Genomic DNA, 23,081 nt, shown 5'->3' with positions numbered 1-23,081 from the left:
CGCCACCGTGAGTACCCCCGGCCGTGACGAGTGGACCGTGACGAGCGCCGTCACAACGGCCGCGACGGTGAGGACGACGAGAGCGGAGGCGACCACAGAGAGGACCGGGGGAGAGACGGCTCCGACGACGAGCCGAGCAGCGATCCAGAACACGACCCTGGCGACGACCACACGACAGCGACCGACACAGACTATGGGAGAGACACCAGCCGACGACCCGACGCTCGCCGAGGTCGTCTCGTTGTTCGACGACGAGCACGTCAGGACGATCCTCGCGGCCACGAGCGCGGAGCCACAGTCCGTCGAAGAGCTCGCCGAGCGGTGTGGGCTCTCGGCGTCGAACGTCTACCGGCGCGTCGGGGAGTTGGCGGAGGCCGATCTCCTCGCGGAACGGACCCGACCACGGGCGGACGGTCACCACGAGTCGGTGTACGTCGCGACGGTGGACGCCTTCGAACTGGAGTTCGCGGACGGCGAAGTGTCGTGGTCGGTCGAGCGGAGTGGGACGGACGTGGCCGACGAACTGACGCGACTGTGGGGGCAGTTCGACCGATGATCGGCTCTCGGCTGGCGTCGATCGGACTGCCGCCTGCGCCCGGGTCACTCGGAGTGACCGGACTACCGCTCGCACAGAGCCCGTTCCGAGTGGTGGGACGACTCGTCGCCGAGGGGTCGCCGTTCGCAATCGCGGCCGGTGGGGCGGCGACGCTGTCGGCGGTCGTCGGCCTCTACATCGGGTACCACGCGTTCCGCGGACTCCGTCGCAACGACGACCCGTCGATGCGGTACCTCTCCGTCGGGATGATCCTCCTGTTCGGGGTGACCTACGTCGTCGCGCTCGCCGGCCAGGGACTGCTCGCTTTCCGCGTCGTCCCCGTCTACCGCCAATCGTTGATCCGACTCGTCGTCCGCCTCCTCCAGTTGACCGGGCTCTGCTGTATCGCCTACTCACTGCGGATCGCCACGCGGCCGTCCTGATGGCCACGAGAGTGGCAGGTTGGCAGCCGCAGACACTCGTTCTCGCGTACCCGTCGAACCCGTCGCCCGCCGGTCGAACTCCGGACGTGGCGGGAGATCTGTGTCGGGTTACAGTATAGCTACACGTTGTAGCTGTAAGCTGTAGGTGAACGCTGGAGCCGGGGTTGCGAGACGCCGGGCAGGCGACGTTGGTGGCTCCGGACACTGCCGAGGCGATCCGCGCGGTTTACCACGGTGTGGCCCCTCGCTGGACCCGTGACAGGAGAGGGACCGCCGGGGTCGACGCTCCGAGACGACACGGGAGAGACTGCTCTCTCGCTGCCGCCAGACCACGGGCCGCGTCCCGCACTGCGAGACGCGCTGCGAGACCTCCTCGTCGCCGATCCCGACGAGTTCCGCGAGCGAGTGCGATCACTCGCGGCGAGACACGAGTTCCCGGTCGCGGAGCGACTCGACACAGTTCCGCACCCGACACCAGAAGAGACACCCAGCGAAGCCCCGCCCGATCGCCTCCCGTTCGACACGGGGCGACTCGCACCGCGAGAGGTGTCGCTGGCGTGGAAGGTGTGGGTGCTCGACGAGGCGCCACTCGGCGTCACGCTCGCCGGCCCGGCGTACCACGACACCCCGCTGGTGGCGGTCAACGAGACGTTCTGTCGGCTGACCGGGTACGACGCCGAGACGCTCCACGGCGAGAACCCGCGGCTGCTCCAGACGGACGCGACGGCGGAGGAGGCCGTCGCCGACTTCGTCGAGGCACTCCGAACGTGGGAGGGTGTCACCGTCGAACTCCACAACGAGCGGCGCGACGGGACGCCGTTCCGGAACCGGGTGAGCCTCGTCCCGGTTCCCGGTGCCGACGGCACCGTCGAGAACTGGTTCGGACTCCAAGCGGCGGTCGCGTGGCCCGAAGGGCGGCCGACTCGGTCGACGGAGTGACCCCCGTCCGAAGGCGTCGTGGTCGCGGCCTCGTCCGTGCCGGAGACTCCCTGTGTTGTTCGCCTCTCACAAGACAGGTACGCCCGTGGCTCGGCCTCGTAGTGAGACGCTCGTCTCTACCGACAGCACCGGCGTACACATCGCCGGGTGAGAAAGCTCAGTGGCGGGACACGTCCGGTCGGATGTCTCCCCGGGAGTATTCGCGATTCGGGCAACACTTTTGCCCGGTCGTGTCGTAGACGGCGTGTATGCCAGCGTCGATGACGGAGTACCTCGGGGGCGAAATCGACTGTGAGCGACTGTTGGACTGCTTCCACGGGCTGAAGGACCTGGACCGGCGCGTGTACGATGTCCTCGCCGAGAGCGACACGGCGATGACCGTCGACGACATCGCGGACGTGGTCGACAGGGAGCGGTCGACCGCCTACCGGTCGGTGAAGCGACTGGTCGACGCCGGTGTCGTCGAGCGCGAACAGATCAACTACGACGAGGGTGGCTACTACCACGTGTTCGAGCCGCGGCCGACCGACGAGGTCGCCGACGAGATGCAGGCGACGCTCAACGAGTTCTACGCCGAGATGGGGACGCTGATCGGAGAGTTCCGCGACGAGTACGACGACGCCGCTCGCGTCTCGCTGCCCGCCGAGAGCTGACTCGTGGACGACACGCTGCCCGCCGAGAGCTGACTCACAGACGGCACGCGCTCGACTACTCGTCGTCGCGTCGCAGCCGTTCGGTTCTGAGTTCCTCGTGACCGTGCCACGTTCGTGGGCGACAGGCGACGACGACCAGCGTCGCGACCGTCACGCCGACGACGGCCGTGACGACGAGTCCGGGGATCGACCCGACGGCCGCGCTCGCGGGCCACGGACGGTGTGCGAACGCGACCACCCGCGCCACCCACGCCAGGATCACGACGAGGATCAGCGGGAGGTACACGCGTCGGAGCCGGTGTGCGACGGCCTCCTCGGTGGAGATCTTCAGCGTCGGACGAGCGTAGTCCTCCGCGAGTCGACCACGCCAGTCGCCGTCTGTCACGGAGCGTTCGGGGTCCAAGCCCGGCGCGAACACGTTCTGTTGGAGCGTCCGGACGCGCGAGCGCCAGATGTCGTAGCCGCGGTAGCGCCGCGCCTCGATCAACAGGAACACACACAGTGCCGCCACACCGACGAGCAGTAGGTAGTGCGGGTGCGTGCGGTCGGAGAACGCCCACGTCAACACGCCCGCCAGGACCAACACGGCCCAGTTCGTCGTCCGGTCGAGGCGCTCGCGCCAGAACTTCATCCGGTGGATCTCCCCGCGGTAGAGGTGCGCCATCGCGGAACTGGGCCCCATCTCCTCGTCGAGTAACCCCCGGCCGATCGCCGCGTCGGTCCACGCTCGCGGGCCCGTGGACTCGTCGGAGCCACCGTCACCCGGTGCGCTCGATCCGGAGTCTCCGCCCGCCTCGGCGGGCTCACCAGGGTCGACGTCGTCTCGGGGCACGGTCAGTCGTCCCCGGTCGGTGTCGGGGCGGTCGCTCCGCCGGTCGAGCGCGAGCGCCAGTACCCCTGTGCGTACGCGCCGAGGAACATGCCGGCGACACCCCAGAGGATCGGCAGGTTCCCGACGCCGAGACTGGCGTAGGCGGCACCGGGGCAGATCCCAGAGATCCCCCAGCCGACGCCGAACACGACGCCACCGTACACGACGTTGCGATCCATCGACTTCGTCCGACGCCCGTGTTCGTCGCCGGTGAGCGGCGCCCGCCCGAACAGACGCGGTACGACGGCGAACACGACCCCCGAGACGACTGCCGCACCACCCATCACGAACACCAGTCCGAGGTCCTCGAGCTGGAGGAAGTCGAGGACGACCTCCGGGCGCGCCATCCCGCTGTAGGCGAGTCCGAACCCCTGGACGAGCCCGCCGAGTACGATCACCGGGTAGAACAGCGGGTGTCGTCCGTCCGTCGACGCGTCACTCACGCCGCCACCCCCAGCGCGCCGAAGACGGCTACGGTCGCGATCGCCACGCCGACGAACAGGGCGACGTTGACGAGGGAGGTGCGCGACCGCGACCCCAGTCCGCAGACGCCGTGGCCCGCGGTACACCCCTTGCCGAGTCTGGTGCCGACCCCGACGAGCACACCGCCGGCGAACAGTCGCCACGGCGGCACACTCGTGACGAACGCGCCGGGATCGAGCACGAGTCCCCACAGCGCCGCACCCGCGACGATGCTCGCGGCGAAGACGACTCGCCAGTCGCGAGAGGCGCGGAACCGAGACTGCTGGAACCGCTCGCGGTCGGAGACGTACGACAGTGTCGTCTCGAGGAACGTACTGTTGCCCGGGACGATGGCCGTCGCGAGGTAGATCACCGCGATGCCCGTCGCGACTAACACCCCACCGGCTGCGTACTGCACGACGCCGTTCGGGAAGAGTTCGCGGACCAGCGGTGGCAGCGTGCTAGCGATCGGCGTCGGGTCGATCACTGCGACACCTCCGCGGCACCACGATCCGTAGCGTCGACTCGCCGCGAGCCGTGTGGCCGGTCTTGTACTGCTCGCAGCGAACTCGTTACCTCGAACCGGACGAGTCGTCGCGGGGCGCGCGTCCGAGTCCCGCCGCCTCGTCCAGCACCGAGACGCCGTAGCTCGGCTCGTTTCTCGTGGGTGACCCACGTCGATGTCGTCGTCATCTGTCGTCTCTCGGTGAACTCGCGACAGCAATAAAGCTTCACATCTACAATATCACTCGCGGCGGGCGACTCTGCGGCCTGCCCGTCTACAGCCCGATTCTACCCGCAAGAGCCCCCGAGTACCGGGATCGTGTCTCTCGGCGTCTCGGGCGGCAGTGTAGATTATTGAGAATAGCACAATACAGTCGACAGTGTTTTCACCGAGGCGGGCACAGTGGCGGGTACATGAGTTCCACAGTCGAGGCGACGGAGACGCTGGACGTACGGGGAGAGAACTGTCCGATGCCGGTCGTGAAGACGAGACAGGCGGTCGACGACCTCGCGTCCGGGGCGGTGTTGGAGGTGCTGGCGACGGACCCCGGTAGTCTGAACGACGTCGCCGGGTGGGCCGAGACGACCGACGGCGTGACACTGGTCGAGCAGGTCGAGGACGGGGACGTGTACCGCCACTACGTCGAGCGGACCGCCTGACCATGTCGACGGACACACCGGACACGGCGGCGAGTGCCGACGAGCCGACGCGGGCGGAGCTGGCGGCTCGCGTCGAGGCGTTGGAGGCGGAGCTCGACACACTCCGGGAGGAGACGGCGGCGGCGACGGCGGCCGCCGAGGACAGCCAGAAGATGGTGATCGTCGCCACGCAGGGGACACTCGACGCCGCGTACCCGCCGTTGATCCTCGCGTCCACCGCGGCGGCGTTCGGCTACGACGTGACCGTGTTCCACACGTTCTGGGGGCTCGAGATCCTCCACGAGGAGCACGCGAGCGAGTTGTCGCTGTCGGCGGTCGGGAACCCGAACCTCTCGGTTCCCAACGCCGTGGCGGCGCTGCCGGGGATGGACGCCGTGACGAGCCGCCTGCTGCGTCGGAAGATCGACGCCGAGAACGTCGCCAGCGTCCCGGAGTTGATCGAGACCTCACTCGACACCGGGGTCGACCTCCAGGCGTGTCAGATGACGATGGACCTGTTCGACTACGACGAGGACGACTTCTTCGACGGGGTCACGACCGGCGTTGGTGCGGCGACCGCGTTCCAGGAGATGGCCCGAGCGGACGTACAACTGCTGGTCTGAGTGCTGGAGGCGGTGACTTCTCGGAGACCACTCACCTCGTCAGGCCCCACGCTGGGTGAGTGCCCGCAGGACAGTTGCCCACACCGACAGTGCGAAGACGGCGTCGTCGGCAGTCGAACGGCGCGATGCCGTCGGCAGTCGAACGGAGCGGCGCCGGGCGCTCAGTCGCTCGTCATCGCGGCGTCGCTGGCGGCACAGTTGTTCGGCCCCAGTTCTAGTTTGAACGCCTCGTCGTCGTCGGCCGTCTCCCGACCGAGGTTCGTCGCGACGATCTCCTCGTAGTTCGCCGGACGCGGCGGCATGTCGGTCATCACGGTGTCGACGAACGCCTCCTCGTCGGCAGTCAACACCGGCATCCGGTCGACGACCTCGCCGAGCGGTGCCGTGTACGTACCGTCGGCGGCCGGCTCCGCCCCGTCGCCGTAGTGCGCGCCGCCGATCACCGTGTCGTCGTCGAGAGCGAGCACGCGGTCCCGGAGCGTCTCGTGCAGTTGGCGCGCAGCGTCGGCGGCCCCGTCGGCACCCGCTTCCAGATCCGGGCGCGCGACACTCTCGACGAACAACCCGTCGCCAGTGGTCAACACGGAGTCACCGAGCAGGTACGAGGTCATCCCGCTCGTGTGCCCCGGCGTGTGGAGCACGTCGATCTCGGCCGTCCCGACCGCGAGTGTGTCGCCGTCGGCGACGGTCTCGACCCGATCGGCGTAGGTGACGCCGCGGTCGACGGCCGCCGTCGGGAGCACGCCGGTGACACCCTCACGCACCAACTCGCGGACGCCGCTGACGTGGTCCGCGTGAACGTGCGTGTCGAGTGCGTACACCAACTCCGCGTCGAGTGCCGCGGCGTCGGCGAGGTACCGGTCGGTGAACGCCCGCAGCGGGTCGATCACCGCCGCCTCGCCGTCTGCGACGAGGAGGTAGCCCAGACAGCCGCTGGAGGGCCGTCGGTACTGGTAGACGGTCCCCGGCCCGTCGTAGTCCGTCACCTCGTCGCGTTCGTACAGTCGGGCCCAGCCACGCATCCCGTCGACGACGTGGACGACCGATCGACCGGCCTCGGCGAGTGTGCCGGCGACGAACTCGCTGGCGCCACCCTTCGCACACAACACAACCAACGGCTCCGCCTCGGGAACGCGGTCCAACAGGGTCTCGTCCAGACTGCCGTCGACGGCGTCGAGGAACTCGAAGTACGGCACGTTGACGACCTCTGCGATCGGTGCCTCGAGGTGCCACTCCGCGAACGTGTCCGGCGCACGAGCGTCGAGGATCGTCACCCGCTCGCCGTCGTCGAGGCGTCGCTTCAGCGCCGCGGGTGTGAGTTCCGGTACCGTCGCGTCCGTCGTCGGGAAGTCCTCCGGGTTCATCGTCACCTCTCGGTCGGTCCCGCTCCGTGAAAAGACTTGTGAGAATAGCACAATACACTCTGCTGTGAGGCGGTCTCCGACGGCGTCGTCGCGGAGTGGGACCCGACGCGTCGAGTGAGACGGCGGAGGCAACTCGGGACCCATCGGAAGGGGCCGTCCGTCGGGTGCTCGGAGTCGAGCGTCCGAGACGCGTCTGTGCTGTGAGCCACGAGATATAGAAGTCGAGCCCTCGGACGGCGTGTGTGAACCTCGACAGACGGGAGTTCGTAGCGGGAGTCGCGGCGGCTGGCCTGGGGGCCGTCGCCGGGTGTTCGGGTACCGGACTGGGCGGCGTCGGCGGCGGTGGCGGGCCGGCGCGGTACAGTGACTTCGTCGCGAGCGAGGCGGTCGACGACGGCGGCACCACGGCCGTCTCCTTCGACTGGGCCGGACTGAGTGCGCTCGGCGACGACGGGACACCGGAGGACGGCACGACGGAGACGGCGGAACAGACGGAGACACCCACACCGAGACCGAGCGACGACGGCGCGGGCCTCTCGGAGTTGGACGACCCGCTGGCGGCGTACCCGGTCGGAGTCCTCTTCGCGGGTGTGTTGTCGGTGGGGGTCGTCTCGAACCTCGTCGGGCTCGGTCGGCTGACGGAGTTCGACGGCCCGACGGACGACGTGCACGTCGTCGGCGACGCCGGCATCGTCTTCGAGGGGGAGTACGACACGGAGGCACTCGCCGACCCACTGGGGACACGCGGGTTCGAGCGGGTGACGACCTACGAGGAGGTCCCGCTCTACGAGTCCGGCTCGCGGGCGACGGTCGCACTCTCCGAGGAGTTGGTCGTCTTCGTCGCCGGTGACGAGATCGAGGATACGACGGCGGTGACGCGGCGCGTCATCGACAGCGAGGCGGGTCGTACAGAGCGGTACCGGGCGAGTACGAGTGACTACGAGCGGCTGGTCTCGCAGTTCGACGCCGGGTTGATCGAGAGTGCGCAGTACGTTCCGGCCGGAGACGTACGCGAGGCGGCGGGCGGCGGGGAGAACGACCCGGCGGCGGCCGCGTCGGAACTCGATCTGGAGGGGACGGTCCGCGGCGTCGCCTCCAGCGCCTCGCTCGACGACGACGAGTTCGTCTCGAACCTGGCGCTGCTGTTCGCGGAGGAGAGTGCGGTGCCCGCACGAGCGGACGTGGAGGCTGCGCTCGGCACCGAGGCGACCCAGCGTGACGTGACCGTCGACGGCCGACTCGTGACCGTCACCGGCACGTACCGCGACACCCCGTCGGCGCCGGGCGAGACGCGCGTCTGATCGGCCGGCGGGACACACGTCTGTTCGGCCGACGGGGTACAGGTCCGATCGGCCGACGGGACACGCCTCACGCCCGTCGGACACGAGACTTTTACCGTGGACGGACGACGCCTCGACCCGATGGTCCCCGACCTCCTCTCCTCGACCAGACGACAGCTCCTCGCCGGGGCGGCCGGTGCGACGGTCGTCGGGACGGCCGGCGTCGGCGCGACGCGCCCGACGGCGTTGCCCGACCCCCTCACCGACGCGGCGACACGACACTACCCAGACCCACCGGGCACCCGCGACCTCTGGCGGCCGACGGTCACCGAGACACACGCGCGTGAGGCGATCGAGTTCTTCGCAGAGACCGTCGAAGCCGCGGCGCGACTCCGCGAACGGATCGATACGGAGGAGCTCGACCACCACTTCCTCGGGGACGGGGGATGGCTGCAGAACGCACGCGACGCACTTGCAGAGGGTGAGTACGCCGACGCACTCTGGGACGCACGGTCGGGGATCCAGTACGCGGCCGAGGACCTCGGCGTGGCACGCACCTACCTCGACCACCCCGAGGCGGAGCCCGACAGACTCCGCGAGCGGTTCGACGCGAAGCGAGAGCGGGCACGGGCCGTCCAGGTTGCAGTGCGGCCGTACCCGGTCGCCGAGCCGGGGCGCGACTTGGCGTGGTACTACCGGATCGAGCACGAACTCGTCCGCTCGCGGCTGACACTCGACTGGGAGGACCGTCTCGACGACTCCTCGGAGCCGCCGGTGGACGTGGTCGCACGACTCGAGCAGAACCTACGACGCGCGGAGTTACAAATCGACGCCGCCGAGCGGTTCCACGCGCTGGTGCGCGACCGGCTCGACGGCGCGGCGACGACACCGCAGGCGGACCGGCTGGCGACGGTCGTCGACGAGCTGCGTGCCGAGGTAGAGTCGTTCCCGTCGCGGAACGCGGTCGAGCGGCGGTACGTCGGCGAAGACGACGACTCGTCGGTCACGCCGTACGAGTACACCCACCGCCGGCTGGCGTGGTGGCTCTTCGACCTCGACTACCGGGTCGTCGACGACGTCGCTCGCGACTCGCTCGTCCGCCAGGCGGTCGACCTCTCGGAGGCACTCGCGGACCGGCGGGCACACGAGACGGCGGTCGACCGACTCGTCGTCGAGCCGGACGACACGGACTTCGACTCGGGACACACGTTCCGCGAACGAGGGCGGGCGCGGTCGACGTATCGGAACGTGGTCGGCTCGAACCCGCCGCCGCTGGTGACGCGGATGGCCGAGCGCGCCATCTCGGACGTGCGGGTCGCGGAGGTAGAGGGTGCCGAACCGGACGACCGCTACCCGTGGTGGCGTGCGCGGCTCGACGCCTACCTCTACGCCCTGATCGGGGCGGCGAAGTTGGCCGAGTTCCCGCCGCTGTACCGCCGGGTCGCCGGCGAACCGCTGTCGGCGTGGGAGGGGTGAGGTGGGCGTTCGGGTGGGCCTCTCCGTGTGTCTCTGACCCAGTTGGAACAGATCGAGTAGACTAAATTCACAGCCACACTCGGCGGTGGTGTGACGCCCGACGTGGGACTCCAGACGAGTGTCTCGTTCGGCCGGCAGTTGCTGTTCTTCCTGTTTCTGTTGATTCCTGGGTACCTCACGGTTCGGACGTACTACTGGGCGAACGTCGCGATCGAAGACAGAGGACGAGTGAATCGGCTCGTGCTGATGGCGATCGGTGGATTCGTGTCACTCGCGATAGTAGCTCTCTGGCGGGAGTTGGTCCCGACGTTCCGAGTCGGTTTCCTCGAGTGGCTGAGCCCCTCGTGGCTGGTGGTCGAAGAACGGCTGAGTGTCGGGTCGATTTCGCGGCTCTCCATTCTCGAATCGACACACCTGATACTCTGGGAGAGTCTGGTGGGGGTGCTCCTCGGGTACGTCTACGGGACGGCGAAGTACGTGACCTACGACCAACGGCGACAGGAACGGACTCAGTTGAAACAGCCGTGGGAGAAGTTCGTGGAGAGTGTCGGTACCGGAGCGAACCAAACTGTCGAGGTGATCACGTCCGACGGAGAACGGGTGGTCGGGGAGGTCGTCGGGTTGGGCTCACCGTCTGAAGCGTACGACCTACTGTTGACCGAGCCTCGTACACCGGACGGAACCGACGACGAGTCCAATACCGACGGTGGTGGGAGGGGGCCGGACGGCGAGAGTGGTTCGCGGGGAGACTTGTCGTACCACCACTACGAGGACATCTCTCACGTGTATCTGCGTGACGACGCACTGACCAATCAGACTACGAGACTACAGGACCGTCACACCGATCTGCTCCAGTACCTCCGCAATCTGCAGGGTGGCGACGAGGACGAACCGCCCGAAGCGAACGAGGACGAAGCCGGATCGACTCGCTCACTCGAAGCCAGTGACGACGCACGGGACCGTGGCGACACGACTCGGAACGCCACGGACGAGACGGAGTGATCACCGCTCGTAGACGCTGTTCTCGAGATACTCGGGGTGCGCTTCGTACACGTCCTCTACGAGAGACCGAATCGGTTTGTCGTTGTGTTCCTCGACGATTTTCCTGGCTGCCTCGAGTGCCTCACGCGCGCGCTCGTCGCCCGACTCCACTAGGTCCGCGACGGAACCGAGGAAGTCTGGATCCATCTCGTAGTCGTGGCGTCTGTTTCCGCTGAAGGTTCTCGTCTCGTCCTCCTCGACGACTCCGTCGTGATGCAGTCGCTCCATATCCTGCAGCAAGGTCTTCGAGAACGGTCCGTAGTTGTGCTTCTCGAACTCGTAGTCCGGGTAGTCCTCACCCAACTCCTCTTCGACCATCAGGAACGCCAGCTTCTGGAGCCGTGTCCGTCCCGAGATCTCGCCGTCGGCCGCCTCCAGCAGGCTCAGCGGGATCAGCTGTCGGTCGGAGACCTCGACGGACTGGCTCATCTCGTTCGAACCTTCTTCCTCACGCGATATAAACATTTAGACCGCCGAGCAGAACGCGGACGGGAGACCAGACGGGAACGCCGTCAGTCAGCTCTCGACACCGGCGGAGACATCTCCCCACGTTCACGACTCACACGGTCGGAGACTCCCGATTCGTGCAGTTGCGACCGAGAACGGCAGGCCTTTACAGGCCCCACAGAAACGGCGACGTGTCTATGAGCTACGAGCACATCGAGGCCCCGGACGGTGGGGCGAAGATCACGCTCGCCGACGAGGAGACCGGCGAGTTGGACGTACCCGAGAACCCGATCATCCCGATCCTCTACGGTGACGGCACCGGCGAGGACGTGGGGCCGGTGGCCCAGGACGTGCTCTCGGCGGCCGCCGAGGCGACGGGGCGCGACATCGAGTGGATGCGCGTGTACGCCGGCGAGACGGCCCGCGAGAAGTACGACGAGAACCTGCCGGACGAGACGGTGCAGGCGATCCGCGACCACCGCGTCGCGATCAAGGGCCCGCTGACGACGCCGGTCGGCGCCGGGTTCCGCTCGCTGAACGTCGCCCTGCGACAGACGCTGGACCTGTACGCCAACGTCCGGCCGACGTACCACCTCGAGGGCGTCCCGTCGCCGGTGTCGAAGCCGGAGGAGATGGACATGGTCACCTTCCGGGAGAACACCGAGGACGTGTACTCCGGGATCGAGTTCGAGGAGGGGACCGACGAGGTCGCTCGCGTCCGCGAGTTCATCGAGGACGAGATGGGATACGACTCCATCCACGAGGGACCGGTCGGGATCGGGATCAAGCCGATCACGGAGTTCGGGACGAAGCGACTCGTCCGCGAGGCCATCGACTACGCGCTGGAGAACGACCGCGACTCCGTCACGCTGGTCCACAAGGGGAACATCATGAAGTTCACCGAGGGTCAGTTCCGCGACTGGGGCTACGAGGTCGCCGAGGAGGAGTACGGCGACGAGGTCATCACCGAGGACACGCTGTGGGAGGAGCGCGACGGCGAGGCGCCCGAGGACACCGTCGTCGTCAACGACCGCATCGCGGACAACATGCTCCAGCAGCTGCTCACCCGCACCGACGAGTACGACGTGCTCGCGATGCCGAACCTCAACGGTGACTACCTCTCGGACGCCGCCGGCGCTCAGATCGGTGGGCTCGGCATCGCGCCCGGTGGGAACTTCGGTCACGGGCGGATGCTCGCGGAGCCGGTCCACGGCTCGGCGCCGAAGTACGCCGGCCAGGACAAGGTCAACCCGAGTGCGCTGATCCTCTCGGGGGTCCTGATGTTCGAGTACATGGGCTGGGACGACGCCGCGGAGCTCGTCCGCGACGCCGTCGAGGAGACCATCGCCGCGAAGGAGGTCACCTACGACTTCCACCGGCAGATCGAGGGCGGCGAGAAGCTCGGCACGAGCGAGTTCGGCCAGCGCGTCGTCGACCGCATCCAGAACTAGAGCGAACGACCGAGTGTGGAGCGACGCGGACGATCACGTCGGCGGCTTCGTGACCACGCCGTCGTGATCCTCCGTCGTAGATTCGTGACCGCAGTTCTCTCTCTTCTCTCGTGTCGCCAGACGACGAGTGGCCGGTGTCGCGGGACCGAGCCTCGGGTGCCGGGGAGTGGCGACACGGGTCGCGAAGGTACGGAGTCGAGTCGCGAACGTGCAGACTCGCGCCGCGTCGTCTCCGAGACCCGAGAGCGACGGCGGCGCGGACTGTACTCAGACCGCGTCTGTGCCGGTCGCGCCGGTGCGGATCTGGTAGGCGTCGGCCACGTCCAAGACGAAGATCTTCCCGTCGCCCGCCTCGCCGGTGTTGGCGGCCTCGGCGATGGCGTCGACGACCTCGCTCGCGGGCACGTCGGCGACGACGCACTCGATTCGCGTCTTCTGGTGGAGGTCGACGGTGTACTCCTCGCCGCGCCACTGACCGGTCTTCTCGGGCTGTGAGCCGCGCCCGGACACGTCCGAGACCGTGAGCGACGGCGCGCCGACGCGTGCCAGTGCCGTCTTCACCTCCCCCAGTTTCTCCGGGCGGATCACCGCCACGACCATCTGGAGTTTCCCCGCGCCATCCGCCGTCTCGTCCGTCCCGATAGCGGCGTCGCCGGCCTCGTCGGGTGCGTCACTCACGCATCGTCACCTCCGGTGTCCGCCGGGGGATCGGCACGCTCCGCGTCGGTGCCGGTCGCCGACACCGCGTCGGGCTCGCGAGTGCCACCGTCCGTCGCGACTTCCTCCGTCCCGGTACCGCCGTCCGTCGCGACTTCCCCGACGCCGGACTCGCGCTCGCCGAACTCGGGGTAGGCGGCGATGCCGTGCTCGACGCGGTCCAGCCCGGTCAGTTCGTCCTCGTCGGAGACGCGCAGCCCGAACAGCTCGTCCGCGACGAGCAGGACGGCCATCGTCGTCAGTACCGTCCAGGTGCCGATCACGAGCACACCCGTGATCTGCATGACGAGTTGTGCCACGGAGAACCCGGCCACGTCGAAGAACGGGATCAGGAGTGTCCCGACGAATCCGGCAGAGCCGTGGACGGCGAAGACGCCACACACGTCGTCGACGCCCAGCGAGTCGACCACCCACCGGTAGACGAGCGGCGTCTGTGCGCCGCCGATCACGCCGAGTGCGATCCCGCCGACCCAGGTGACGTGCGCACAGGCGCCGGTGATCGCGACCAGTCCGGCGAGCAGTCCGTTCGCGCCGAACAGCGGGTCGGGTTTGCCCTCCCAGTAGCTAGTGACGAGCGTCGAGGCGACCATCCCGGCGCCCATCGCCAGCGTGGTGTTGAGCGCGACGCGGCCGAGTTCCGCGCCGGCGAAGGACCCGTCCTGGAGGAACACGCCCTGCGTGCCGACGTTGAACGCGTACCAGCCGAACGCGAGGAACAGCGTCCCGATGACGGCGAACAGCATCGAGTGGCCGGGGATCGGCCGCGGGTTCCCCTGCTCGTCGAACCGACCCTTGCGGGGACCGACCATGTACGCGGCCGTCAATCCGGCGATGCCACCGAGCGCGTGGACCACCGTCGCGCCCGCGAAGTCTTTGTACCCCGCGCCGATCAACTGGCCGAGGTAGCCCGACGACGACAAGAGTCCGTTCCCGCCCCACGCGAACCCCTGCATCACCGGGTAGATCACGGCGACGAGGGCGATCACGTAGAACACGTACGCGGAGTAGCTCATCCGCTCGGCGACGGCGCCAGAGACGATCGTCGCGGCCGTCATCGCGAAGACCGCCCCGAACAGCCAGCCGACCCACGCCGTCGGCGTCGTGACGTACGCGAACACGCTGGCGACGGTGTACGCAATCTCGGCGCCGTACTCCGCACTCGGCGTCGTCACGTAGCCGGCGAGTGCCGCGACCGCTGCGCCGAGTGCGTAGTACACCAACACGCCCAGCGACCAGTCGGTCATGTTCTTCATCACGACGTTGCCCGCGTTCTTCGCCCGGACCTGCCCCGCCTCCAGCAGGGCGAAGCCGGGCTGCATGAAGAAGATCAGGAACGACACCACCAACACCCACACCGCGCTGGCGGCGTCCGCCACCGCCGTCACGTCCGACTGGAGCACCGCGCCGAGGGTCACGCGCGATCACCCCGCGACTCGCCCTCGGCGTCAGCCCGGACATCTGCCGCCTGGCCGCCGTCTCCGAGAGCACACCGTTCACTCTTTTCGAAATGCGGTACAGTATCGTCTACCGAACTGCGAGATTGCCGAGTGTTCGTCCACTGCATCACGAGATAGCGTGACACCGAGGTAGTATATAGTGGTTACCAGTAAGGTGTGACAGACTGTCTGTACCGATAGTGTGTGTATAAGGTACTACAAGGGAAGGCGACGGCCGTATCGACACGGGTCACGGCGGTGTATATCGTGACTCGCTACGTACACACTGTATGAACACGACACGATTCGGCCGACTCGACCCGACACCGACCCGACTCCTCCGGGTGGAGGGACTGGCCGCGTTCGTCGCCGCGACGGCGGCGTTCGCGTGGCTCGGCGGGCCGATCTGGCTGTACGTGGTACTCGCGTTCGCTCCCGACCTCGCGATGCTGGGGTGCCTCGCCGGCCCACGCGTGGGGGCGAGACTGTACAACCTCGTACACACGTACACCGCACCCGCACTGCTCGGCGGTGCGGGACTGGTGTCGGGAACACCACTGGCCGTGCTCGTCGCGCTCGTCTGGACCGCCCACGTCGGCGCGGACCGCCTCGTCGGATACGGACTCGAGTACCCGACGACGTTCGGCGACACACACCGCGACCGCCTCGCGACGACTGCGAAGCGTGAGGACGGTGGAGGGGAACACGTCGATACCGAACGACGTGTCGACGGAACGGTGGTCACACCCGCCGGGAGCGATCGGAGCGGCGCAGACGGAGTGACTCGGACCGGTGCTCGGCGGTAGCGTGTGTCCCGACGCCGTCGTCGCGTGAGAACGCCCCTCAATCTTTAACAACTCGAACCGCCTGGGTTGTTACGTGACAGTCGTCAGTGTCTCGATGCCACAGGAACTGCTGGATCGGCTCGACGAGTTCTCCGAGGATCACGGGTACACCGGCCGCAGCGAGGTGATCCGGGAGGCGAGTCGGAACCTCCTCGGGGAGTTCGAGGACAAGAAGTTGGAGGGACGGGAGCTGATGGGCGTGGTGACGGTGGTCTTCGACTACGACACGACGAGCGTCGAAGAGAAGATGATGCGACTCCGGCACGACCACGAGGAGACGGTCGTCTCGAACTTCCACAGTCACGTGGGCGGTCACCACTGTATGGAACTGTTCATCCTGGAGGGCGACCTGGAGGAGATCTCGACGTTCGTCGGGAAGATCCGTGCGACGAAGGACACCCTCACCGTCGACTACTCCGTCCTCCCGGTCGACGACTTCGGACCGCTTGCGGACGTCTGAGTCGGCCGTGCGTCGCGGTGCCGTGACCGGCCGCGACACGGCGAGTCGCCGCCCTGACCCCGAGTCTCACTCGCGATACCCACGGGACACAGTATTTGTACCGGGGCGTCCCAGTGGTGGTCGTGAGAGGTCCACACACGCCCACCCGGAGATCGGGGCGACTCCGCGGTGAGGAGGCGCCCGTCGAGGGAGTATCCGCCGGCCGGTTCGGGCCGTGTGTGGGCACGACCGGCGCGTCGGAGGTGACACCGCAGTGACCGGGCCGTGTGAGTGGGTGATCGTCGGCGGCGGCGTCCACGGCGTCTGTGTGGCCGCACACCTTCGGGCGGCGGGGTACGGCACCGACGAGATGCGGATCGTCGACCCACACGAGGAGTTCCTCGCGACCTTCGAGCAGCGCGCCCACCGCTCCGGGACACAGACGCTCCGGTCGCCCGTGGGCCACCACCTCGACGTCCCGTCGGACTCGCTGGAGCGGTTCGCGAGCGAGCGGAACCGCACGCGGGAGTTGATCGGCACGACCGACTACCCGAACCGGCCGTCACTGTCGCTGTTCTTGGATCACGCACACTGGACCGTCGACCGGTGGGACCTCGAGGAGACCCACGTGATGACGACCGCGACGGGAATCTCGTCAGCCGAGGGCGCAGACGCCGACGCCGGCTGTGGTGGCGCCGCGCGCCCGCCGACACCCGGCGAGGGACCCCTCCACGTCGAGACACCGGTCGGCGACGTTCGTGGTCGCCGAGTGGTGTTAGCCGTCGGGTTGGACGGCGGGTTGCGCGTCCCGGAGTGGGCCGCGTCGCTGCCGGACGGTGCCGCCGTCTCGCACGTCTGGGACGAAGATCTGGACACGGACGCGTTGCTGGCCGCCGACGAGCGCCCCGTGGTGGTCGGCGGCGGCGTCACGGCCGGCCAGTTCGCCTGTCGACTCGGCGAGCAGCGCGACGCGACGCTGTTGTGTCGGAGTTCACTCGACGTGTCACAGGCAGAGGCGCCGACTGCGTGGACCCGGCCCAGCCACGTCGAGGGGACGCTCCACCGCCTCCCACCCGGCGCGCCAGAACGGTACGAACTGATCGAGGCGGCACGCAACGACGGCACCGTCCCGCCGTACCTCACGGTACGACTGCGGCAGGCACGTCGGGACGGCGGACTCGCGGCGCGCCAGCGCGAAGTCGTCGCCGCCACCGTCGACGACGCGGGAGCGGAGAGCGGGTCGGCGTGCCCCGAGACGGCGTGTGCCGGGACGGGGCGACCGCTCCGACTCCGGACCGCGTCGGGCGAGACGGTCGCGGACGCACGGGTCGTGCTCGCGACCGGCGTGGAGTCCGTCGCCGAGCACTCGCTGGTTGGCGCGGTCGCCGACGAACTGTCGTTGGCGCGCGGCGAGCACGACTACCCGATCCTCGACGACGACACCCTCGCCTGGCGTCGGCGAGACGGGAGTCGCTCGCGAGTGCACGTCAGCGGCGCGCTCGCCGTCACCTCGGTCGGGCCGCTGTCGCCGAACGTCGTCGGCGCGCGGATGGCCGCCGAACGACTCTGTCGGGTCGCGGACCGGAGTTTCGACCGCGACGCCGTCGCACGACCGGGGCGTGTCTGACCGGCGTCTCTCCGGGTCACTCCCTCGAATCCCGGCCGCGCGCTTCCTCACTCCGTCGAGTCGTCGCCGGACTCGTCCGCCGCGTCCGGGTCGCCGTCGGATTCGTCCGCCGCGTCCGCGGGCTCGACACCGCCGGGCGAGAAGCCGCCGTCCTGCTCGCGGGCGGCGTCGCCGTCGACGAGGTGGTAGAGGAGTTCCGGCTGCTCGTCCGGTTGCTCCTCGGCGGCGACCTCGCGGAGCACCGCCGCGTGTTCGCGGTCGATCTCGTACGGTGACGACTCGAACGCCTCGTGAACCGCGTCGACGTCTTCGGCCTCCATGTAGTAGAACAGGTACGTCTCCTCCGGTCCCTCGTCGAGGAACGCCGCCTCCGCGACCATCCCCTCGTGGGCGAGTGTCTCCAACGCCTCCGACTCGCGGGTCTTCACCTCGGCCATCCACTCGCGGAGTCGGTCGACGCGGTCCGGTGCCACGCGCTGCTTGGTGAGTGCGACGTCTGCCACACCGGCGTGTCGGCGGCTGCCCTCTCGAAGCTTTCCCCCGTCGGCGGCCACCCTCTCGAAGCTTCCCCCGGTCGGCGGCCACCCTCTCGAAGCTTCCCCCGGTCGGCGGCCACCCTCTCGAAGCTTCCCCCGGTCGGTGGCCACCCTCTCGAAGCTTCCCCCGGTCTGCGAGCCGCTCACCGGTCGACTCTGAGTGCGAAGACGACCAATGCGAGCCCGAGGATCTTCGAGAGTTGTGTGATCGCGGCTGCCGCGACCTCGCCACCGACGCCGACGTAGACGACCGCGACACCCACGACGGCGGGTGGTCCGAACAGGAGCACGAACCCGAGACAGAAGTACAACATCGTCAGCCGGTCGTGTCGGCGGTAGCCGTCGTAGGCGATGTACGCGATGGTGAGGCCGAGTAGCGAGACGAGGAACTGACTCGCCGCGAGCACCGTCTCGACCGTCACGGACTGGAGTGGCGTCGTGGTGAGCATGGGTCAGAGTTTGTCGACGAACCGTGTCAGGCGGTCGGACATCCGTTCGGTCCGCTCGATGTCGTACGTGTACGTCCCGTCTTCGAGGCTGACGACCACCCGGTCGAACGTCGCTCGGAACACCTTCTCGTGGGGGCCCGTCTCCGACGGGTGGATGGTCGCAGCGACCAGATCGTGGTCCTCGAGTCGCTCGATGCGACGGTAGATGGTCGGCTTCGAGGCGTCGACGTGTGTCGCCAACTGGTTGACTGTCATGGGTTCACTGCTGGTCTCGGCGAGGATACGACGGGTCGTGTCGTCCTCGAGAACCGCACCGATCGCCTCGAGGTCCCCCTCGTCCGCCATGAGGGTCGTGTCTGCCCCCTGGGATCATAAATGCCACCCAGATTCACGGACTGAAGCCGGGCTCGCGATTTCTACACCTCCCCGCCCCACGACCCTCGTGATGTCGACGCGAATCGGAACACGCGTTCGGTCGATCGGACAGTCGGCTCCGGCAACCACCTACTTCGTGCTGGCGCTGGCACTGAGTTGGAGCGTGTGGGTGCCGTCGCTGCTCGCCGGCGTCGAGGCCGGGGTCGTCGTCGGGGCGTTCGGACCGGCGGTCGCCGCGGCGATCGTCACACGCCTCCGTGGAGACAGCGTCCGCGCCTGGCTCCGCAGCGTGCTCGATCCCCGCACCGACCTGCGGTGGTACCTCGTCGCACTCGGGCTACCTGCGGTGTGGGCCGTCGCCATCGTCGGCGGTCTGTCGCTGTGGACCGGGTCGGCCGACTGGAGTGTCCTCGTCGGACTCCCGCCGCAGATCCCGTCGGCTCTCGTCGCCACGACGCTGCTCTACGGCGGGAACGAGGAGTTCGGGTGGCGTGGGTTCGCGTTGCCGGTCCTGCAGGAGCGGACGGACGCCGCGACCGCGAGCGTCGTCGTCGGTGTCGTCTGGACGGTGTGGCACATCCCGATGTTCCTGCTAGGTGTCGACTCGTACGGGTCGGTGGTGGTGCTCCCGGCGTACGCCGTCGTCGTCGTCGGTGTCTCGGTGGTGTTCACCTGGCTGTACAACGAGAGCGGGCCGAGTATCCTCCCGGTGATGCTGTGTCACGGGATGTTCAACGTCGTGATGGACCCCGCCGCGGCGGCGGGCACGACATCGACGGCGCTCCGGTACCTCTCACAGACCGTCCCGATCTGGGTGACGGCACTGGTCGCGCTCGCGGTGTACGGACGGACGCGAGTCGCCGGCTCGCTCGTGGACACGAGAAGTTGGCGCGACGCCGTCGACGGAGGTGAACACGCGTGAGCGACACCGGTCCCCGCCTCCGTGTCGACGAGGTGACGAAACGGTACGGAGAGACGACCGTCGTCTCCGACGTGAGTTTCGAGGCCGACGTGGGCGTGCTCGGACTCCTCGGACCGAACGGCGCCGGGAAGTCGACCCTCCTGCGGACGATCGCGGGAGTGACGAGTCCGACGAGTGGGCGGATCGAGTGGGACGGCGAGGACGTGACCGACACGCCGGCCGCGATCCGACGGGTGTGTGGGTACCTCCCACAGCGGTTCGGCGTCTACCCGAACCTCACCGCCCGCGAGTACCTGGACTACGTCGCCGCGCTGGAGGGGGTGCCGTCGGACACCGCCGCCGACCGGATCGAGCGGCTGCTGGAGACCGTGAACCTCTCCGACGCGGCGGACGAGCGGTTGGGAACCTTCTCCGGGGGGATGCGTCGCAGGGTCGGCCTCGCGGCGACGCTGCTGTCGGACCCGGCGTTGGTGATCGTCGACGAGCCGACCGCGGGGCTGGACCCGGCCGAGCGTGTCCGCTTCAGGAATCTGGTGACCCGACTGGGCGAACGGCGAGTCGTCGTGTTCTCCACACACGTCGTCCCCGACGTGGAGGCGACGGCGACCGACGTGGTGTTGCTCGCCGACGGCCGCGTCGTCGAGCGGGGCCGACCGGCGTCGTTGATCGACCGGGTGGCGGGTCACTGCTGGACCGTCGAGACGGATCGAGAGGGCGTGAGCGACCTCCGGGAGCGGTACCGGGTGCGTTCGACGACACGGACGAGCGACGGCGTGACTGTGGACGTGATCGCGACGGAGCGACCCACGCCCGACGCCGAACCTCGGGAGCCGACGCTGGAGGACGCCTACCTCGACATCGTCGACACGGCCGCCACCCGAGCGGTCGACCCAGGGGTGGTCGAGCGGTGACGGTGCGTCGTCTCGCCCGGATCGTCCGCGGCCGCGTCCGCGAACGGACACGGAGACGGCGCTTCCTCGCGGCGGTCGGTGTGGTCGCCTACCTCGGTGCCTCGATCACGACCGGTACGGTCGGGCTGACGTTCGGCGGGACCGTCGCGCCGGTCCGCAACGGACCGTGGCTCGTGTCGGTCGCCGCGATGACCGCGACGACCGTCGTCTTGCTCGGTGGGTGGGTCGTCGCGGGCGGCGTGCTCGAGAGGGACCGCGAGACCGGCGTCGGCGAGGTCTGCGCGGCGACGGCCGCCTCGGATCGACTGGTCTTCCTCGCGACCGTGGTCGAGACCGTCGTCTCGCTCGGGGCGCTCACTGGGGTCGTCCTCCTGGGTGCGTTGCTCACCAGTCTCGTCTCGCTCGGCGTCGCCGTCTCGCCGACGGGGGTGATCACGTTCCTCCTCCTGGTCGTCCCGACCGTCGTCCTCGCCGCCGCCGTGATCGCGGTCCTCGCGTCGGTCCGCCCACTCCACTCGGTCGCCGGGGGACTCTACGTCGCCGTCGGCTGCGGACTCGTGGTCCTCGGCGCGACGGTCGGGCTGGTGAGTGTCGGCGTCTCTGCCCCGGGACTCCCCGATCCGACGATCGGACCGACCCTCGCGTGGGTCGACCCGCTCGGGTTCACCCCGGTCGTCGAGAGTGCGGCGCGAGCGCTCGCCGACGGATCGACACCGACGCGGCTACCCAGTTTCGGCGTGAGCGGGGCGACGGTCACCGACCGCTTCGTCTGGGAGGGAGTTCGGTTGGACGGTCACGCGCTCGTGGGTCGGGGACTCCTGGTCGCCGCCGCGCTCCCACTGTTCGTCGTCGGGGCGGTGGCGTTCGACCGGAGCGACCTGCTCGCGAACGACGACGGCGGACACGGCGCTACCGGCGACGACGGTAAACACAGCGCCACGAGCGACGACGGCAGACACGGCGCCACCGGCGAGGATTCGGAGCGAACGGGGGCACCGGCTGCGGCGTCGGGTGCGGTGTCGGATCTGTCGTGGCTCGGCGAGTCCGACACGACGCGGTCGGCGTCGTGGGGGCGACTCGTACTCGGCGAACTCCGTGTCGCACTCGCCGGCCAGTCGCGGCGGTGGCGACTCGGGGCACTCGCACTCGTGGTGGCCGGTCTCGCGGTGTCGGCCGACACCGCGCGAGCGGTCGTCCTCCCGGTCGCCGGAATCTGGCCGCTGTTCGTCTGGTCTGCCGTCGGTGTCCGAGCCGACCGTCACGGGACCGTGCCGGTGATCGGCGCGACACGGTACGCCCACCGACGGCCACCGGCGGAGCTGGCCGCGGCGGTGCTCGTCGGCGTCGCGTCGGTGAGTGGTGTGTCCGTCCGACTCGCACTCGCAGGCGAGTTGGCCGCCGCAGTCGCGCCGCTCGGTGGTGTGGTGTGTCTGGCCGGGGTCGCGGCCGCACTCGGTTGGATGGGCGGTCGACGAGCGTTCCCACTCGGGGCGCTCGTCGTCTGGTACGCCGGCACCCTCAACGGGTTCGCTCCGCTGGACGTGTTCGGGGTCACCGACGAGGCGATCCGGCTCGGCGTCCCCGGTGTCGCCGCGGCCCTCGGACTGCTCGCCGCGACCGTCGCGTTCTGGACGCGTCGGTCGTGACACACGTCTCGCAGGTGAGTGGTGACCGCGCGGGAGTCGCGCCCTCAGGACCCGCGCCACTTGTGACCACACTCGACGCAGGTGAACAGGCGGACCTCGTAGGAGCCGCCCGGTTTCGGCAGCATCTCGTAGTTCGCCCGCTCGCCGTCGCAGTCCTCCGCCGGACACGGCTCTGCGACCGTCTCGTCGGCGTCTCGGGTCGCGTCGGCCACGTCGGGTGCGCCGTCGTCTCGCTGTCCGTCCCGCGTCGTCATCGCCGCCTCCGCCTCCGGGTCCCGCTCGTCGACGTTGTCACACGACCCGCACACCCACGTGTCGCCCTCCGTGTGCATCATCGAGCCACACTCGTCACAGAATTGCATATCGGGTGGGATCACTGGACTGGCGAGTATGTGTGTTACGCTCCCTGCGCGGGGATGGTCGTGTGATCGCACGGTCGGACGATCCGGA

27 protein-coding genes are annotated in these 23,081 nt (G+C 68.7%); 16 read left to right on the top strand and 11 right to left on the bottom strand.

The window, feature by feature from the left end:
• Positions 1-193: 193 nt before the first annotated feature.
• From RYH80_RS16645 to RYH80_RS16630, 4 genes are all read left to right on the top strand, one after another.
• Positions 194-556: a helix-turn-helix domain-containing protein gene (locus RYH80_RS16645; protein ID WP_370905195.1), complete on the top strand. Its 363-nt coding sequence runs from the start codon at positions 194-196 to the stop codon at positions 554-556.
• A gap of 89 nt (positions 557-645) precedes the next feature.
• Positions 646-978: a DUF7521 family protein gene (locus RYH80_RS16640; RefSeq protein ID WP_370905194.1), complete on the top strand. Its 333-nt coding sequence runs from the start codon at positions 646-648 to the stop codon at positions 976-978.
• Positions 979-1,233: 255 nt separating this feature from the next.
• The gene (locus RYH80_RS16635) at positions 1,234-1,917 is read left to right on the top strand and encodes a PAS domain-containing protein (protein WP_370905192.1); all 684 of its coding nucleotides are present in this window, start codon (positions 1,234-1,236) and stop codon (positions 1,915-1,917) included.
• 248 nt (positions 1,918-2,165) lie between these two features.
• Entirely contained in the window at positions 2,166-2,570 is a 405-nt protein-coding gene (locus RYH80_RS16630; protein WP_370905191.1) for a helix-turn-helix domain-containing protein, read from the top strand.
• Between the two features lie 55 nt (positions 2,571-2,625).
• Here RYH80_RS16630 and RYH80_RS16625 read toward each other — a convergent pair whose 3' ends face one another.
• The 3 genes from RYH80_RS16625 to RYH80_RS16615 form a co-directional block, all read right to left on the bottom strand.
• Positions 2,626-3,279, bottom strand: a complete 654-nt coding sequence (locus tag RYH80_RS16625; RefSeq protein WP_370905439.1) for a DUF2270 domain-containing protein — start codon at positions 3,277-3,279, stop codon at positions 2,626-2,628.
• Positions 3,280-3,404: 125 nt separating this feature from the next.
• Positions 3,405-3,884, bottom strand: coding sequence for a DUF6691 family protein (locus RYH80_RS16620; RefSeq protein ID WP_370905189.1), 480 nt, complete (start codon positions 3,882-3,884; stop codon positions 3,405-3,407).
• Positions 3,881-4,372: a YeeE/YedE family protein gene (locus RYH80_RS16615; protein WP_370905438.1), complete on the bottom strand. Its 492-nt coding sequence runs from the start codon at positions 4,370-4,372 to the stop codon at positions 3,881-3,883. The genes RYH80_RS16620 and RYH80_RS16615 overlap by 4 nt, the downstream gene beginning before the upstream one ends.
• A 449-nt stretch (positions 4,373-4,821) precedes the next feature.
• Here RYH80_RS16615 and RYH80_RS16610 point away from each other — a divergent pair, with 449 nt between their 5' ends.
• Both RYH80_RS16610 and RYH80_RS16605 read left to right on the top strand, forming a co-directional pair.
• Positions 4,822-5,067 (top strand): sulfurtransferase TusA family protein, encoded by a 246-nt coding sequence (locus tag RYH80_RS16610; RefSeq protein WP_370905188.1) that lies wholly within the window; start codon positions 4,822-4,824, stop codon positions 5,065-5,067.
• A gap of 2 nt (positions 5,068-5,069) precedes the next feature.
• Entirely contained in the window at positions 5,070-5,669 is a 600-nt protein-coding gene (locus tag RYH80_RS16605; RefSeq protein WP_370905186.1) for a DsrE/DsrF/DrsH-like family protein, read from the top strand.
• A 161-nt stretch (positions 5,670-5,830) separates the two neighbouring features.
• Here the strand turns inward: RYH80_RS16605 and RYH80_RS16600 are convergent, their stop codons facing one another.
• Positions 5,831-7,033 (bottom strand): MBL fold metallo-hydrolase, encoded by a 1,203-nt coding sequence (locus RYH80_RS16600; RefSeq protein WP_370905185.1) that lies wholly within the window; start codon positions 7,031-7,033, stop codon positions 5,831-5,833.
• A gap of 242 nt (positions 7,034-7,275) precedes the next feature.
• Between RYH80_RS16600 and RYH80_RS16595 the strand changes: the two genes are divergently transcribed.
• The 3 genes from RYH80_RS16595 (at position 7,276) to RYH80_RS16585 (ending at position 10,791) form a co-directional block, all read left to right on the top strand.
• Entirely contained in the window at positions 7,276-8,334 is a 1,059-nt protein-coding gene (locus tag RYH80_RS16595) for a hypothetical protein (RefSeq protein ID WP_370905184.1), read from the top strand.
• Positions 8,335-8,430: 96 nt separating this feature from the next.
• Complete coding sequence (locus RYH80_RS16590; protein WP_370905182.1) at positions 8,431-9,789, top strand: hypothetical protein; 1,359 nt, start codon at positions 8,431-8,433, stop codon at positions 9,787-9,789.
• 90 nt (positions 9,790-9,879) lie between these two features.
• Positions 9,880-10,791, top strand: coding sequence for a DUF6338 family protein (locus RYH80_RS16585; RefSeq protein WP_370905181.1), 912 nt, complete (start codon positions 9,880-9,882; stop codon positions 10,789-10,791).
• Here the strand turns inward: RYH80_RS16585 and RYH80_RS16580 are convergent, their stop codons facing one another.
• Complete coding sequence (locus RYH80_RS16580; protein WP_370905179.1) at positions 10,792-11,259, bottom strand: hypothetical protein; 468 nt, start codon at positions 11,257-11,259, stop codon at positions 10,792-10,794. It abuts the gene before it with no gap.
• Between the two features lie 215 nt (positions 11,260-11,474).
• Between RYH80_RS16580 and icd the strand changes: the two genes are divergently transcribed.
• A complete protein-coding gene (icd, locus tag RYH80_RS16575) occupies positions 11,475-12,728 on the top strand; it encodes an isocitrate dehydrogenase (NADP(+)) (RefSeq protein ID WP_370905177.1) in 1,254 nt (417 codons plus the stop codon).
• A gap of 267 nt (positions 12,729-12,995) precedes the next feature.
• Here the strand turns inward: icd and RYH80_RS16570 are convergent, their stop codons facing one another.
• Together RYH80_RS16570 and RYH80_RS16565 are read right to left on the bottom strand one after the other, a co-directional pair.
• Positions 12,996-13,406, bottom strand: a complete 411-nt coding sequence (locus RYH80_RS16570; RefSeq protein ID WP_370905175.1) for a P-II family nitrogen regulator — start codon at positions 13,404-13,406, stop codon at positions 12,996-12,998.
• Positions 13,403-14,860: an ammonium transporter gene (locus RYH80_RS16565; RefSeq protein WP_370905174.1), complete on the bottom strand. Its 1,458-nt coding sequence runs from the start codon at positions 14,858-14,860 to the stop codon at positions 13,403-13,405. The genes RYH80_RS16570 and RYH80_RS16565 overlap by 4 nt, the downstream gene beginning before the upstream one ends.
• Before the next feature lie 311 nt (positions 14,861-15,171).
• On the opposite strand from RYH80_RS16565, the gene RYH80_RS16560 reads away from it, so the two are divergent.
• The 3 genes from RYH80_RS16560 to RYH80_RS16550 all read left to right on the top strand — a co-directional run bounded on the left by RYH80_RS16560 (position 15,172) and on the right by RYH80_RS16550 (position 17,792).
• Entirely contained in the window at positions 15,172-15,687 is a 516-nt protein-coding gene (locus RYH80_RS16560) for a DUF4260 domain-containing protein (protein WP_370905173.1), read from the top strand.
• Between the two features lie 73 nt (positions 15,688-15,760).
• Complete coding sequence (nikR, locus tag RYH80_RS16555) at positions 15,761-16,186, top strand: nickel-responsive transcriptional regulator NikR (protein ID WP_370905171.1); 426 nt, start codon at positions 15,761-15,763, stop codon at positions 16,184-16,186.
• Between the two features lie 253 nt (positions 16,187-16,439).
• A complete protein-coding gene (locus tag RYH80_RS16550; RefSeq protein ID WP_370905170.1) occupies positions 16,440-17,792 on the top strand; it encodes an FAD/NAD(P)-binding protein in 1,353 nt (450 codons plus the stop codon).
• Positions 17,793-17,839: 47 nt separating this feature from the next.
• Here the strand turns inward: RYH80_RS16550 and RYH80_RS16545 are convergent, their stop codons facing one another.
• From RYH80_RS16545 to RYH80_RS16535, 3 genes are all read right to left on the bottom strand, one after another.
• On the bottom strand, positions 17,840-18,295 hold the full coding sequence (locus tag RYH80_RS16545; protein ID WP_370905168.1) for a DUF6176 family protein: 456 nt from the start codon (positions 18,293-18,295) through the stop codon (positions 17,840-17,842).
• Between the two features lie 176 nt (positions 18,296-18,471).
• Entirely contained in the window at positions 18,472-18,777 is a 306-nt protein-coding gene (locus RYH80_RS16540) for a DUF7521 family protein (RefSeq protein ID WP_370905166.1), read from the bottom strand.
• Positions 18,778-18,780: 3 nt separating this feature from the next.
• The gene (locus RYH80_RS16535) at positions 18,781-19,122 is read right to left on the bottom strand and encodes an ArsR/SmtB family transcription factor (RefSeq protein WP_370905165.1); all 342 of its coding nucleotides are present in this window, start codon (positions 19,120-19,122) and stop codon (positions 18,781-18,783) included.
• Positions 19,123-19,222: 100 nt separating this feature from the next.
• Here RYH80_RS16535 and RYH80_RS16530 point away from each other — a divergent pair, with 100 nt between their 5' ends.
• The 3 genes from RYH80_RS16530 to RYH80_RS16520 are packed head-to-tail and all read left to right on the top strand — an operon-like array spanning position 19,223 to position 22,631.
• On the top strand, positions 19,223-20,074 hold the full coding sequence (locus RYH80_RS16530) for a CPBP family intramembrane glutamic endopeptidase (protein WP_370905163.1): 852 nt from the start codon (positions 19,223-19,225) through the stop codon (positions 20,072-20,074).
• Positions 20,071-20,985: an ABC transporter ATP-binding protein gene (locus RYH80_RS16525; protein WP_370905162.1), complete on the top strand. Its 915-nt coding sequence runs from the start codon at positions 20,071-20,073 to the stop codon at positions 20,983-20,985. Before RYH80_RS16530 ends, RYH80_RS16525 begins: the two co-directional genes overlap by 4 nt.
• Positions 20,982-22,631 (top strand): hypothetical protein, encoded by a 1,650-nt coding sequence (locus tag RYH80_RS16520; protein WP_370905161.1) that lies wholly within the window; start codon positions 20,982-20,984, stop codon positions 22,629-22,631. Before RYH80_RS16525 ends, RYH80_RS16520 begins: the two co-directional genes overlap by 4 nt.
• A gap of 44 nt (positions 22,632-22,675) precedes the next feature.
• Here RYH80_RS16520 and RYH80_RS16515 read toward each other — a convergent pair whose 3' ends face one another.
• The gene (locus RYH80_RS16515; protein ID WP_370905160.1) at positions 22,676-22,993 is read right to left on the bottom strand and encodes an RPA12/RPB9/RPC11 RNA polymerase family protein; all 318 of its coding nucleotides are present in this window, start codon (positions 22,991-22,993) and stop codon (positions 22,676-22,678) included.
• Positions 22,994-23,081 lie beyond the last annotated feature (88 nt).

This window comes from Halobaculum sp. MBLA0147, from assembly GCF_041361345.1.
Lineage (GTDB): Archaea > Halobacteriota > Halobacteria > Halobacteriales > Haloferacaceae > JAHENP01.
Note: the sequence above shows the minus strand (reverse complement) of the source record. Positions and strands in the feature narration are given on the sequence as shown.